This window comes from uncultured Corynebacterium sp. (genome assembly GCF_902489365.1).
GTDB lineage: Bacteria > Actinomycetota > Actinomycetes > Mycobacteriales > Mycobacteriaceae > Corynebacterium.
Genome location: NZ_CABTZR010000009.1, coordinates 33,204 through 47,184 on the forward strand (window position 1 = coordinate 33,204; position 13,981 = coordinate 47,184).

Annotated in this window: 10 protein-coding genes; 6 read left to right on the plus strand and 4 right to left on the minus strand. The window is 61.4% G+C overall.

All coding sequences use genetic code 11. From position 1 onward, the window contains the following. Positions 1-23: 23 nt before the first annotated feature. Positions 24-1,838: a 2-isopropylmalate synthase gene (leuA, locus tag RDN59_RS02655; protein ID WP_308606470.1), complete on the minus strand. Its 1,815-nt coding sequence runs from the start codon at positions 1,836-1,838 to the stop codon at positions 24-26. Between the two features lie 279 nt (positions 1,839-2,117). On the opposite strand from leuA, the gene RDN59_RS02660 reads away from it, so the two are divergent. Continuing rightward, entirely contained in the window at positions 2,118-3,320 is a 1,203-nt protein-coding gene (locus RDN59_RS02660; protein WP_308606471.1) for a mannosyltransferase family protein, read from the plus strand. Here RDN59_RS02660 and RDN59_RS02665 read toward each other — a convergent pair. Further along, positions 3,317-4,189: a DMT family transporter gene (locus RDN59_RS02665; RefSeq protein WP_308606472.1), complete on the minus strand. Its 873-nt coding sequence runs from the start codon at positions 4,187-4,189 to the stop codon at positions 3,317-3,319. The two genes, RDN59_RS02660 and RDN59_RS02665, sit on opposite strands and share 4 nt — an antisense overlap. A 146-nt stretch (positions 4,190-4,335) precedes the next feature. On the opposite strand from RDN59_RS02665, the gene RDN59_RS02670 reads away from it, so the two are divergent. Both RDN59_RS02670 and RDN59_RS02675 read left to right on the plus strand, forming a co-directional pair. Next, entirely contained in the window at positions 4,336-5,601 is a 1,266-nt protein-coding gene (locus RDN59_RS02670; RefSeq protein WP_308606473.1) for an aspartate kinase, read from the plus strand. 19 nt (positions 5,602-5,620) lie between these two features. Continuing rightward, positions 5,621-6,658 (plus strand): aspartate-semialdehyde dehydrogenase, encoded by a 1,038-nt coding sequence (locus RDN59_RS02675; RefSeq protein WP_308606474.1) that lies wholly within the window; start codon positions 5,621-5,623, stop codon positions 6,656-6,658. A 131-nt stretch (positions 6,659-6,789) separates the two neighbouring features. Here RDN59_RS02675 and RDN59_RS02680 read toward each other — a convergent pair whose 3' ends face one another. Both RDN59_RS02680 and RDN59_RS02685 read right to left on the minus strand, forming a co-directional pair. Further along, the gene (locus RDN59_RS02680) at positions 6,790-8,112 is read right to left on the minus strand and encodes a hypothetical protein (RefSeq protein ID WP_308606475.1); all 1,323 of its coding nucleotides are present in this window, start codon (positions 8,110-8,112) and stop codon (positions 6,790-6,792) included. Positions 8,113-8,390: 278 nt separating this feature from the next. After that, positions 8,391-8,939 (minus strand): RNA polymerase sigma factor, encoded by a 549-nt coding sequence (locus tag RDN59_RS02685; protein ID WP_102234546.1) that lies wholly within the window; start codon positions 8,937-8,939, stop codon positions 8,391-8,393. A gap of 174 nt (positions 8,940-9,113) precedes the next feature. Between RDN59_RS02685 and RDN59_RS02690 the strand changes: the two genes are divergently transcribed. The 3 genes from RDN59_RS02690 to RDN59_RS02700 form a co-directional block, all read left to right on the plus strand. Then, positions 9,114-10,670, plus strand: coding sequence for a catalase (locus RDN59_RS02690; RefSeq protein WP_070701254.1), 1,557 nt, complete (start codon positions 9,114-9,116; stop codon positions 10,668-10,670). Between the two features lie 117 nt (positions 10,671-10,787). After that, positions 10,788-12,239: a hypothetical protein gene (locus tag RDN59_RS02695; protein ID WP_308606476.1), complete on the plus strand. Its 1,452-nt coding sequence runs from the start codon at positions 10,788-10,790 to the stop codon at positions 12,237-12,239. A gap of 264 nt (positions 12,240-12,503) precedes the next feature. Beyond that, positions 12,504-13,981: hypothetical protein (locus tag RDN59_RS02700; protein WP_308606477.1), on the plus strand; the 1,478-nt coding region annotated here is incomplete at its 3' end.

Here is a 13,981-nt window from a genome sequence, read left to right on the forward strand (position 1 = left end):
TGTTTAGCCTGGCTTTGCCTGGCTTAGTCTGCGCGGTTGACTGCGGACGTAATCGCGTTGATGGACGCGCGCGTGGTGGATCCAGCGATGCCTGCGCCCCATACCTGGGCACCGTTAACCTCGGCGGCGATGTAGCAGGCCGCCTCCGCATCGTCACCGGAGGTGCGGGATTGCTGGGAGTAGTCAATGACTTCGAAATCAATTCCGACGTCCTCCAGGGCATTAGCGTATGCGGCGATGGGGCCGTTGCCGATGCCGGAGACAACGCGCTTCTCACCGTTGAAGACGATGGTCGCGGTAACCCTGGCGTCCTCGCCCTCTGTGGTGGAGTTGTCCACCTGGAAGGAGACCAGCTCCAGCGGGGAGGTGCGCTCCAGGAATTCGTTGGCGAAGATGTCCCACATGTTCTTGGAGTTGACCTCGCCACCTTCGGCGTCTGTCACCGCTTGGACTACGGAGGAGAACTCTGCCTGCATGGCGCGCGGCATATTAATGCCGTGGTCGGTCTTCATGATGTAGGCTACGCCGCCCTTGCCGGACTGCGAGTTGACGCGGATGACTGCCTGGTAATCGCGGCCGACATCCTTCGGGTCGATGGGCAGGTAAGGAACCTCCCAGGTGGTTTCCTGCAGTTCCTCCCACGACACCTCGGTGTTGTTGGCGCCGGGGCGCACTTCCTGGGCCAGGGCATCCAGGCCCTTGTTGATGGCATCCTGGTGGGAGCCGGAGAAGGCCGTGAATACCAGTTCGCCGCCGTAGGGGTGGCGCTCCGGTACACGCAGCTGGTTGCAGTACTCGACCGTCTCGCGGATCTTGGGCAGATCGGAGAAATCGATCTGCGGGTCCACGCCCTGGGTGAGCATATTCAGACCCAGCGTGACGATGTCTACGTTGCCGGTACGCTCACCGTTGCCAAACAGGCAGCCTTCAATGCGATCTGCGCCGGCCATGTAGCCCAGCTCGGCGGCGGCGATGCCTTCGCCGCGATCGTTATGGGGGTGCAGTGACAGGATGATGGAGTCACGCTTGGCAAAGTTGCGGTGCATCCACTCGATCTGGTCGGCGTACACGTTCGGGCTAATCATCTCCACCGTGGACGGCAGGTTGATGATCATGGGGTTGTCCGGGGTGGCCTCCATGATGTCGACGACGGCATCGCAGACCTCGACGGCGAAGTCCAGTTCGGTTCCCGTGAAGGATTCCGGAGAGTACTCCCAGCGCCAATTGGTGTCCGGGTAATCCTTGGCAATGCCCTTGATGAGCTCCGCGGCATCCGTGGCCAGCTTCTTGATGGCCGGGCGGTCCTTGCGGAATACCACGCGGCGCTGCAGCTTCGAGGTGGAGTTGTAGAAGTGCACGATGACGTTCTTCGCGCCCTGGCACGCCTCGAAGGTGCGGCGGATCAGGTGCTCGCGGGCCTGGACCAAGACCTGGATGGTGACGTCTTCAGGGATCTTATTGCCCTCAATAATCTCGCGGACAAAGTCGAAGTCCGTTTGGGAGGCGGAGGGGAAGCCCACTTCGATCTCCTTGTAACCCATGGCTACCAGCAGGTCGAACATGCGGTGCTTGCGCTGCGGGGACATCGGATCAATCAGGGCCTGGTTACCATCGCGCAGATCCACCGCGCACCACTGCGGGGCCACAGTAATCTTCTTATCCGGCCACGTGCGGTCCGGCAGCGTGACGGGCTCGACCTCCTGGGCGAAGCTCTGGTAGCGGTGGACTGGCATTGAGGAGCCGCGCTGCTTATTCCAGGCGGGCTGGTTCTCGTTGCGCGGGCCGGCCGGAGTAGTGATTTCGCGGGGAGCGGAGATGAAAGAATCGTTGGGGGACATGGTGTTTGTTCTCTTCCTTGTGTGAGGCTTGAGGCGTTTGTTTCGCTGTGTTGCCGTGATGAGCAACGGTGTAGTGAATTGTGGGGGACGGCCAGCTGTGGTGTGTGTTGGCATCACCATGCTCCGCGACGGGGCGCTGGCCGTAGAGTTGCAAACCTAAATCCCGCCGCGGCTACTAAGGAGAAGAGTGTGCCGCAAAGTCATGTGAGCCACAATACAACGCTTCCCACTCTGCGGCAACTGGTTTCACATACTGGGATGGGGTCGTGGGTGGCTAGGATGTGTGACGTGCCTGAAGAAAACACCATGACGACTGCTCCGGAACCTGGGAAGAAGGCCGCGCCGGACAAGGGACCGGATGCCGCCCCGACCCCGGAAGGCGCGCCAGGGGTACTTTCGCTCCTGCCCATGGCCGTACTGGTCGCGGTAGTGGGAACTGCAGTGCGTATTGCTGTGTTGAACGGCATCGCAGCCGTTAACGAACAGGAGCTGTGGGATCAGCTCACGGCCTGGGACTCTAAGTACTACCTGGAGATCGCGCGCGTAGGTTATTTCGATGCGGACATCCATACGGATGGGCCGGTCTATGAGAAGACCATGGCTTTCTTCCCGGGTTTTCCCATGCTCTTGCGGGTTCTGGGGTGGACCGGGATCAGTCTTGAGGTCGCTGCCCTCATTGTGAATACTCTTTTTACCGCGGTTATGGCTGCTGGAGTCATGGTCCTAGCGCAGCGCTTGGGGGCGGGGCGCCGTGGGCAATGCGCCGCGGCCATCGTGGTCAGCAGTGCTCCGATGTCCATTGTGTTTTCTATGCCCTATACGGAAGCCCTCTTCGGGGCCCTTGTGGTGTGGGGACTCGTGGCGCTGGATGAACGCGATTGGTGGAGCGCCGCAGCTTTCGGTATCGCCTTGTCCTTTGTTCGGCTGACCTCCGTGGACTTCCTTGTAGTTTTTGGCTTGTGGGTGCTCCTTTACGGGCGGCGTTCCTGGCAGGCGTGGCTCAGCCTGATCGTGGCGTCGCTCCCGCTGCCGGGTTACTTGTTGTGGACGCAGCGCTACCTGGCGGAGGCTGGCGGCTACTTCGGCATCCAAACCGAACACTGGAACTCCACCTTCGACGGGGGCGTTGCCACCGTGCGGTTCGTGTGGGAAACCTTGACGGAAAACAATGATGTGGGCTATCTGCTCACCGTGCTGGTGATCCTCGGTGCCCCCGTGTTGCTCATCGCGGCCTGGGGGAAGGTTAACCCGGTCGCTTGGTGGTTTAGCGCCGCGTTATGTGCGAATGTGCTGCTTTCCGACGGCATCATGCACTCGCGCCCGCGTCTCCTCTTGCCCGCGATCATTCTGGTGCTGCCGTGGGTTGTGCGCGCCGCCACGGCGTGGCGCCCACGCATGCTGTGGGCTGCCTGCGGTGCATGGGTCCTGTGGTCGGCGTGGTTCTCCGCTTACATGCTGGTGGTCTTTGAGTGGGCGATCTAGCGTGGGCTTTGTTCCGCGCGCCGAGTGCTTCCCGGGTTGACCGGAATGCGTGACAGGACGATCGTGGCGGCGATCATGATGATGAGTGAAGCCCCCATCACGCACCAGCCTGCGATGCTCTCGACCTGGAATTTCTCACCCAAAACCCAGTAACCCAGGCCGAAAGCCACGATGGGTTCCATGATGGTCATCGCGGGAAGGGAGTGCGCAAGAGCACCGGCGTGGAAGGAATACTGCTGGATCACGGTTCCGGCAGCCGCCAGCCCGATGAGCACGTACAGCTCCCAGCTGGCTAGCAATGCTGCGATGCCTTGGTGGGAGAGGACGTCAACCACCGCTTTCGCTACGAGCGCCACGTAGCCGTAGAGGATGCCGCAGGCGGCGCCGAGTGCCAGCGCGGATTCCTCCGGCCGGTTATAGGCCGCCACAAAGAGTGCGGTGAGTGTCAGCGCGCCGAGGGCGAAGGCGGGCCACCATTGGGACCAGGTGGGCGTCGTCAAGCCTGCGGTGGGGCGTCCGTAGACCACCATGATGCCCACTGCGATGGTCAGTGCCAAGCACCAGAAGACCTCCCGCGCCGGCATCGGCCGCCGGGAATACCACGCGGCGAGCGGCAGCGTGAACATCAGGGACAGGACGAGGATGGGCTGCACGATGAGCAGTGTGCCGAAGTGGAGTGCGATGAGCTGCAAGGCATAGGCAACGACGGCGGCTCCGGTGCCAATCCACCACAGGGGCGTGCGAATTGCGGTGCGCATGACGTTCCTAGAGCTGGCGTCCAACACGATGCGGTGGCGTATGACTGTGCCCCAGGCCACGACTAGTGCCGAGGCCAGTGCGAAAGCAACGGCAACCAGGTTTGAAAGCATCGTTTCCACCTTACCTGGAATTAATATCCAGCACGTGTTTCGATGGTAGCCAAAGGGCGGTAGTCTAAAGGAGTTGACTGCCGGTCTATAGGTATTGGGCGGTGAACAGGTAATGGCCCTCACAAACAGGAAAGGTGGGACCGTCAGTGGCCCTAGTCGTACAGAAATACGGGGGATCCTCCCTCGAAAGCGCAGAGCGCATTCGCGCGGTGGCGGAGCGCATTGTGGCGACGAAGAAGCAGGGCAACGACGTCGTTGTTGTGTGCTCCGCCATGGGAGATACCACCGATAACCTGCTTGATCTCGCAGCGCAGGTCAACCCCGTCCCGCCCCAGCGTGAGATGGATATGCTGCTGACCGCGGGCGAGCGCATCTCCAACGCGCTCGTCGCCATGGCAGTGGAGTCCCTCGGTGCGCAGGCTCAGTCTTTTACCGGCTCCCAGGCTGGAGTGCTCACCACTGAGCGTCACGGTAACGCCCGCATTGTCGACGTCACCCCGGGTCGCCTTACCGAGGCGCTGGATGCAGGCAAAATCTGCATCGTCGCGGGTTTCCAGGGCGTCAACAAGGAATCGCGCGATGTCACCACCCTCGGCCGTGGCGGCTCGGACACCACCGCGGTGGCGCTGGCGGCAGCACTCAAGGCCGATGTGTGTGAGATTTACTCCGATGTCGATGGCGTCTACACCGCCGACCCCCGCATCGTCCATAACGCCAAGAAACTCGACCAGCTGTCCTTCGAGGAGATGCTGGAGATGGCAGCTGTGGGCTCCAAGATTCTGGTCCTGCGCAGCGTCGAGTACGCCCGCGCGTTCAACGTTCCCCTTCGAGTCCGCTCATCTTATTCAAACGACCCCGGCACGCTGATTGCCGGTTCAATGGAGGATATCCCCGTGGAAGAAGCAGTACTTACTGGTATCGCAACCGACCGTTCCGAGGCTAAGGTCACCGTCCTGGGCATACCGGATCGCCCAGGTGAGGCGGCCAAGGTGTTCCGCGCCATCGCGGACGCCGAGATCAACATCGACATGGTCCTGCAAAACGTCTCCTCGCTGGACTCCGGTACCACCGACATCACCTTCACCTGCCCGCGCTCGGACGGCCCAAAGGCCATGGAGATCCTGGCCAAGCTCAAGGAAGAGGGGCACTGGACCAACGTGCTGTACGACGACCAGGTGGGCAAGGTCTCCCTGGTCGGTGCCGGCATGAAGTCCCACCCGGGCGTTACCGCAGATTTCACGGAGGCATTACGCGACGCTGGGGTCAACATGGAGCTCATCTCCACCTCCGAGATCCGCATTTCCGTGCTGACCCGCGAGGCCGACCTGGACAAGGCGGCGATTGCTTTGCACGAGAAGTTCCAGCTGGGTGGCGAGGAAGAGGCCACCGTTTATGCTGGTACCGGACGCTAAAGTTTAAGGAGTTAAGGTCATGACCACTGTTGCAGTAGTAGGCGCCACCGGCCAGGTCGGCCGCGTGATGCGCACCCTCTTGGAGGAACGCAACTTCCCGGCCGAGACGGTCCGTTTCTTCGCCTCCGCGCGCTCGGCGGGCCAGGAGCTCACCTTCCGCGAGGAGAAGATCGTCGTGGAAGATCTGGCAGAGCAAACCGTCGACAGCCTCGCTGGGATCGACGTCGCCGTGTTTTCCGCCGGCGGTTCCACCTCCAAGCAGTATGCGCCGCTCTTCGCCGAGGCCGGTGCCATCGTGGTGGATAACTCCTCCGCATGGCGCAAGGACCCGGATGTGCCGCTCATCGTTTCGGAGGTAAACCCGCAGGAAAAGGGCAATACCCCGAAGGGCATTATCGCGAACCCGAACTGCACGACCATGGCGATCATGCCGGTCACGAAGGCGCTTCACGACGCCGCCGGTCTCACCACCATGCGCGTCGCCTCCTACCAGGCCGTTTCCGGTTCCGGCCTGGCAGGCGTGGAAACCCTGGTTAAGCAGGTGGCGTCCATCGGTGACCGCAGCGTGGAGCTCGTCCACGATGGCTCGGCGCTCGAGGTCTCCGAGGAGGATCTGGGCCCCTACGTCGCCCCGATTGCGTATAACGCGCTGCCGCTGGCCGGCAACCTCGTCGAGGATGGCACGGAAGAAACCGACGAGGAGCAGAAGCTGCGCAACGAGTCCCGCAAGATCCTGGGCATCCCGGAGCTGAAGGTCTCCGGTACGTGCGTGCGCATCCCGGTATTCACCGGCCACACCATGGTGGTGCACGCGGAGTTCGAGAAGCCGATTACCCCGGAGCAGGCCCGCGAGGTGCTGTCCTCCGCACCGGGCGTCAAGGTCGTCGATGTGCCGACCCCGCTGGCGGCAGCAGGCATCGACCTCTCCCTGGTCGGACGCATCCGCCAAGACCAGACGGTCGAGGACAACAAGGGTCTTATCTTTGTTGTTTCCGGCGATAACCTGCGCAAGGGCGCCGCGCTCAACACCATCCAGATTGCGGAGCTCTTGGTCTAAAGCAAAGCCGCAGTGAGTTCTACAATCTGCATAGACACGAAAAAACCGCCCCAGATATCACTCTGGTGGCGGATTTTTCTTGCATTCAGTGTTGGGCCCGTACCCGGCGCCCCCGCTGAATGCGGGAAACGCTAGTCCTTCGGGACCTCGGGCTTGGTGTGCTCCACAAAGGTCACGGAGGGATCCGGATCCTCGCGGTCGTACTCAATCTCATCGTCGGCCTCGAGTTCTTCATGGATCTCATCGGCGACGGTGGAGACGAACTCTTCAGTTTCCATATTGGAGGCCGCTGCCAGTTTGCGCAGCTCGCGCTCGTTCTTCTTGGTGAAGTGCTCGCGCGGGTCTAGGCGGCGCTTGACCAAGGTGCGGGCGCGCACGCGGCGGTCAGACTCGGAGGTGATCTTGTCACGCTGGGTAATCCAGCTGATGACCATGACAGCAATCATGAGCAGGCCGATCCAGCCCAGAATCGGGTAGACGCTGGAGACCAACTGCTTGAAGCCGATGAAAGAGAGGATGAAGCCGACGACACAGGCGCCTGCGTAGACGGGGTAGAAGAGCTTTGGCTTCTTGCGGGTCAGGCGCTTGCCCATGGCGTAGAACATGCCGATGGCGGTGTTGAAGACCATTCCGTAGATGATGAAGGTCATGAAGTAACCCAGGACCGGGTTCACGTGGTTGATCAGCGTCAGCACCGGCAGGTCCTGCTTGTAGACTTCCGGCGCCACCATGTAGAGGGAAACCACGAGGAGAGCGAGCAGAAGCAGGTAGAAGAAGCCACCGATGAGGCCGCCGATGCCTACAGCGCGGTTATCTAGGATGTTGCCGCCGATGACGATAGACATTGAGACAGCACACATCACGTTAAGACCGGTGTAGTTCAGCCCGGCCAGCCACCAGTTGCTGAGTGGACTTTCGACGTTGTTGACAGCAAACTCATTGGCGCTGGACCAATCCACGTCGGTCACGATGATGGTGTAGCCGGTGGCCAGAACCACGAAGATGATGATGAAGGGCGTAATCGCGCCGATGACAGAGCTGACCTTGTCCACGTCAAGGAGGCCCACCAGCAGGACGAGAACGAGCATAACGGCGCCGCCCACCCACACGGGAACACTGTCAAACTGCTGGTTGATGGTGGATCCACCACCGGCGAACATGACGAAGCCGATGGAGAATAGCGTGGCTAGGGTTCCCCAGTCCAAAATTCGGGAGACGATAGGTCCACTGATGCTGTCATACACTGCCGTGTGCTCGTCGGCTTGGAAATAGGAGCCAAGCTGCAAAATTGATACGCCCGTAACAATCATGAGAGCGGCGGCGAGAAGCACGCCCCACAGTCCCATGTTTCCGAAAGCCACGAAGTACTGGAGTGCTTCCTGGCCGGAGGCGAAGCCGGCGCCGACGACGACACCAATGAAGGCCATGGAAATGGCCACTGCACGTTTCCACATAAAGTAAAGAGGTCTCTCAATCTCACACGCGCCGGGGGAATGCCATCACAACCCAAGGTGTGGTGCGGGCAACTGGGAAAGCCTCGCGGGCCCGGTTCGACTATCGATTTATCACGTGTGCCTCGGAAAAGATTATGCGTGGGCGATAGGTATTTTCCAACTGAAACTGCGGTTTCTTCAGTAGTAAGCAGTGGTGGGGGTGCGAGAATGCGCCGTTTGGTGCATGTAGGTGCAGGTTCCGAGTCTGTTCCAGGCCTTTTGTAACGGCTCGATAACGATTAGCCGCGTTGGTCGATTAAGTCCTTCCGGGCGCGGGCCACGCGGGAGCGGATCGTGCCAACGCGAACCCCGGCGATCTTCGCGGCCTCCTCGTAGGTATAGCCCAGCACTTGGGTCAGGATGAGGGCTTCGCGGCGGTCTTCTGGGAGGGCGTCGATAAGCGCACGGGCGTCGATCCACTCGCTCCACGTGCCGGCGTTTTCGGGAGTCGCGGCAAGGGCGGCGGCATCCTCGTACTCGGTGGCGGACTTGCGCGGGCGCGCCATGTCATGGCGGATGTTATCTACCCACACGCGGCGCGCAAGCGAAAGCAGCCATGTGCGTGCTGAGGAGCGTGCGGCGAAGCGGGGGAGTGCGCCGATGACGCGCAGATAGGTCTCTTGGGTGAGATCGTCCGCAATGTCCGGGCCGCCGAGGTGGGCGAGCAGGCGCCAAACATCATCTTGGGTGGACTTAATGAACTCCGTGAGCGCTGCGCGATCGCCACGGCCCGCTTTGAGGGCGAGGTCGGTGACGCGCGCATCGTCGCGCTCGGAGTGTCGTTTCACCTCCCATAACTTACCAGTCGGGGGAGGTGGGATTTGGGCACCTCGGTGTTAAGGCTATGACCTCTGGCAACCTTAAAAACTGTTGCGCAGGTCATTTTTTATGGGTAGTCTATGAAAGGTCCGTGATTGATAATGTAAAGCAAATTATCAACCGATCTAGGAGGCATTAACCCCATGACTAACGCTTCGAATGAGTCCGCGGCAGACAAGGTTCTAGACAAGGGGCAGCGCGCCCCGGGCGGCCCGAACACTACTCGCCCCTCCGGTCAGCCGGTTGCTACTGAAAACACCAGCATCACCGTTGGCCAGAACGGCCCGGTAGTGCTCAATGACATCCACCTGATTGAGAAGCTGGCGCACTTCAACCGTGAGCGCGTGCCGGAGCGCACCCCGCACGCTAAGGGTCACGGCGCTTTTGGTGAGCTGCACGTTACCGAGGATGTCTCCGCCTACACCAAGGCAAAGCTCTTCCAGAAGGGCACCGTGACCCCAATGATGGGTCGCTTCTCTACCGTTGCCGGCGAGCAGGGCTCCCCGGATACCTGGCGTGACGTCCACGGCTTCGCGCTGCGCTTCTACACTGAGGACGGCAACTACGACATCGTGGGTAATAACACCCCGGTCTTCTTTATCCGTGATGGCATTAAGTTCCCGGACTTTATCCACTCCCAGAAGCGTCTGGGTGCCAACGGCCTGCGCGATGCTGACATGCAGTGGGATTTCTGGACCCGCAACCCGGAGACCACCCATCAGGTGACCTACCTTATGGGTGACCGCGGTACCCCGAAGACCACCCGCCACCAGAATGGCTACGGCTCCCACACCTTCCAGTGGGTCAACGAGTCCGGCGATGCCTTCTGGGTGAAGTACCACTTCAAGACCCGCCAGGGCGTGGAGAACTTCACCGACGCTGAGGCTACGGAGATGGCCGGAAAGAACGCGGACTACCATCGCGAGGACCTCTACAACGCCATCGAGGAAGGCAACTTCCCGGTCTGGGACGTTAAGGTTCAGATCATGCCGGTGGCAGAGGCCGAGGAGTACCGCTTCAACCCCTTCGACCTCACCAAAACTTGGTCCAAGAAGGATTACCCGCTGGTGGACGTCGGATACTTCGTGCTCAACCGCAACCCGCGCAACTTCTTCGCGCAGATTGAGCAGGTGGCCCTGGATCCCTCTAATATCGTCCCGGGCATTGGCCTGTCCCCGGACAAGATGCTGCAGGCACGCGTCTTTGCGTACTCCGACCAGCAGCGCTACCGCATTGGGCCGAACTACAAGCAGCTGCCGGTGAACCAGCCGCTCAACCAGGTCAACACCTACGAGCACGAGGGCCCGATGCAGTACCTGTTCAACGCCCCGGAGGATCCGGTCTACTCCCCGAACCGCCACGCCAAGGGCGGCGGCTACCTGGATGGCGATGAGAACCTGCGCTTCAAGGAGCAGGAGACCACCACCGCCCCGGACCTCTACGTAAACCCGGACCCGGCCGGTATTGACCTGGTCCGCGCACCGTATATCCACCACGCTGAAGACAATGACACCGTGCAGGCCACCGATCTGTACGAGAATGTCTACGACGATGGCGCCAAGGAGCGCCTGGCGGACAACATCACCAACGCTATGGCCGGTGTGTCCCCGGAGACCGAGGAGCGCGTCTACGCCTACTGGGATGCAGTCTCCCCGCAGCTGGGCAAGCGCGTGCGCGAGCTCTTCGCGGAGAAGAAGTAATCCTTTAGCGCGAGTGTGCTAACACGGGCCCCGCTAGTGACCGAAGAACACGGTACTGGCGGGGCTTTTCCGCGCGCCTGACCGCTTTTGCCCAGCGTGGGCGATAGTTTCTTTTACATGACCTCACGCCTTGCCACTCCTGCTGACGCTAACCGGAAGGTTGGCACCCGCGCACTCCTTCTCGCCCTCGTGCTCATCGTGCCGCTTGTTATTGGCGCGGTTGTTGCCACCGTGTCCGAGTGGCAGCCAGCCGAAGCCTGGTCCCAGGAGCAGGCGGGTGCGCCCAGCGATGGCACCATCGATCCCGCTGAGCTTTACGACGTCGCCCGTGCCCTCAGCGAAGCCAATGCCCAGGCGGGATTCCTGGCGAGCGGCGCGCAGCAGCTTGCCGACGGCACCGGTGAGCTGAAGGATGGCGCCGGTGAACTGGGCGGCGGAGTGGACAAACTGGCCGGCGGCTCGCAGGAGCTATACGACGGCCTCGTACAGCTGCAATCCGGCACCGCCCAGCTGGGCAACGGTGCTACGGAGCTGGCCGACGGCGTCGGCGGCGCCGTCGACCAAGTCGTGGGCCTGGGCGTGGTCCGCGGACAGATCCTGCAGGCCATCGATGGCACCCTCAAGGACTTGGAAGGAAACAACTCGGCGGAGGCGAAGAATATCCGCTCGCAGCTCGGTGATCTGCGCAGCCAAGTGGAGAACTTCCAGTTTGACCAGTCCATTCAGGATCAACTGACGCAGCTGAAGGATGGCTCGCGCGAGCTCTCCAACCAGCTGGCCGTGAGCGGCTACGCCTACCACGATGGCGTCTACCAAGCTACGGAGGGCGCAAAGCAGCTCAATGCCGGTATTGGCGAGCTCAACTCCAAGGTCGATGAGGCCTTGCAAGGTGTGGACAAGCTCGTTGCCGGCGCAGAGAAGGTAGACGGCATGGCTCAGCAGAACCGGTCCAAGGTGCAGGGCGCGCAGCGTGCCTTGCCCACCGTAGCTGGACCAGCTGAGGGCGATAACGCGCCTGCCCAGCTGCTCAGCCCCATCGTGGCCATGCTCCTCGCGGCTATCGCCGTCTTGGGCGGCGGGGTTATCGGAGCGCTGCTGACGCGAGTGGAGCGCCGTATCCTGGCATTGCTGGGCGGTGCGGTGCTGATCGGCGTCGTGGTAGGGCTGCTCGTAGCACTCCTGGCGACTGGCGGAACCGCCGCGGCCGTGGCGTGGGCGGGGCTCGCGGCGGCGGGGGCCGGGGTGGCGTCGGCAAGCATTGTGTACGCACTCGTGCGCGGACTGGGACTCGCTGGTTGGGGCTTAGGCAGCGTGCTTGGCGTAGCCCAGGTGGGCGTCGTGGGATGGGCGTGGAAAGCGGCCTCGACGGGAACCGATCTCAACGCCGCGATGAGTGCGCTTGTGCACCTCTTTCCCATGCAGTGGGCAACCTCCGCCATCACCGTGGCAGGCAATGGGGGACAGTCCCCACAGCTGTGGACCGCGCTGGCTATTTTGGGGGTAATTTCCATCGCGGCATTCGGCCTCGTGGGGGCACCCGCTAGGCACTCAGAAAACGGAAAAGCCTAGCTCAAAGGCCTGCATGTGAAGCATCGACTGAGCGGGGAGAAGCGTTACAGAGTTTTTGAAGATTTATCTACCGTTGCGAGGGGAAATAGTGCTAAAGTGAGAATCGCTCACAAAGCCTACTTAGGGGGTAGGCAAACGGTTTCTCCAATCCGTTGTGAGTGATAGGGAATAGGGGCGACGCGGCTGCTGTAGGGGCACCGCGTCGTTTCCAATTTTCGGGGGTAAAATTGGCGGCACCCAACGCCGAAGAATTGGAGAATCACCGTGACCGACTCTCGCGATATCAAACCTTTTGCCGCCAGCCGTGGTCCCAAAATAACGTCAGTCGGCGCTATCGTCGGTGCAGTAGTGGCGGGTGGTCTGCTGCTCGGAGGCATTGGTGCGGGCGCGAGCTTGGCGGTGTTTGATGAGCCGGAGCGTTCCGATTTTCTCATGCAGCCCGCGCAGCGTGAGGTGCAGGTTGACATCATGGACCCCGACGATGTGTTGACCCCGGAGGAGGAAGAGCGCATGCTTGGCGATGTCTCCCGGATCGCCGCCCCCGATGTAGTGCAGGAGCTGCACTACATGGTCTTTGCCAAGAACAAAGAAAACGTCAACGACTCCGTGGAGGAGTACCTGCGCGATCATCACCCGGAGCTCATCGGCAAGGATAAGTTTGCTGATGGTCAGGTCTTCGTCGGTGTGGGCCTCGATCCGCGCCAAGCCTTCATCTTCGCGGGTGAGGACGTGGCCGATCGAATGAAGCTGCGCAAGGGTGACAGCCATTTGGAGCAGTCCATTGAAGCTATTAAGCCGGGCGTGCGGGATGACAACATTCCGGCTGGTCTCTTTGCGGGTGCGGCGGCAGCGATCGACGTGGACCGTGCTGCGGATACCCAGTTTGAAAGTGCTCAAGATGACCGCGTTGGGGCGGCCATTGGCCTTGGGGTAGCGGGACTGAGCGTTGGTGGCGTGGGTGCGGGCATCGTTGGCGGTACTCGCCGCAGCCGGCAGAAGAAGGCGCAGCAAGCGCGCGAGGATTGGGACTACGTGTCGCAGACCTATACCGATGTGGCACAGCGCCTGAGGGAGATCGATATCCGGGCGCACTCGCTGCAATCGGGACTGGTGGATGAGCGCCTACGTGAGGACTGGGAGGGCCTGCGCGATGACTTCCTCGCTATCGACTCCCAGGTAGGCTCGCTGATGTCGATACCGGCCGATGCGCCGGATGACCAGTTTCGCTCGCATGCTGAGCCCATCGCTCACGCGCGCGAACTGTGTGAGCGCGTGGAAACCGCCGAAGTCAACATTGAAAAGCTGCACCGAATCGAAGACGCTGATGTCGATGCCCGCCGCTTCGAGCTCTACGAGTTGGGTAAAGACCTAGCTCAGGCGGGTTACCTAGCGGCGGATATCGACTCGTCTCTGGAGCGTCACGCCAAGGAGCTGGAAGACGCCGCCGTGGCCCTGTCCAAGGAGCCAAACCACCCGCAGTTCATGGAGCGCTACTTGGAGCTTTTGGACCGCTCTGCGCTCTTGTCGGAGTACCTGCAAGCGCAGCTGCAGAAGCGCAACGAGGCCGATGAGCGCCCAGAGCGCACGCGCATCTATGACTCCAACTTCTTCGCCGGTTCCGGCTACCACGGCTATGTGCCCTTCTACGTTGTGAGCACCTGGGACAGCGATGCCACCACCGCCCGCGAAAGCTCCTCCAGCAGCGGCGGCGTCAACAGCGGGTTTAGCTCGGGCTTTTCCGG

Coding starts and splice junctions, on each gene's coding strand:
- leuA (WP_308606470.1), bottom strand. CDS start 1,838: ATGTCCCCCAACGATTCTTTCATCTCCGCTCCCCGCGAAATCACTACT.
- RDN59_RS02660 (WP_308606471.1), top strand. CDS start 2,118: ATGTGTGACGTGCCTGAAGAAAACACCATGACGACTGCTCCGGAACCT.
- RDN59_RS02665 (WP_308606472.1), bottom strand. CDS start 4,189: ATGCTTTCAAACCTGGTTGCCGTTGCTTTCGCACTGGCCTCGGCACTA.
- RDN59_RS02675 (WP_308606474.1), top strand. CDS start 5,621: ATGACCACTGTTGCAGTAGTAGGCGCCACCGGCCAGGTCGGCCGCGTG.
- RDN59_RS02680 (WP_308606475.1), bottom strand. CDS start 8,112: ATGTGGAAACGTGCAGTGGCCATTTCCATGGCCTTCATTGGTGTCGTC.
- RDN59_RS02690 (WP_070701254.1), top strand. CDS start 9,114: ATGACTAACGCTTCGAATGAGTCCGCGGCAGACAAGGTTCTAGACAAG.
- RDN59_RS02695 (WP_308606476.1), top strand. CDS start 10,788: ATGACCTCACGCCTTGCCACTCCTGCTGACGCTAACCGGAAGGTTGGC.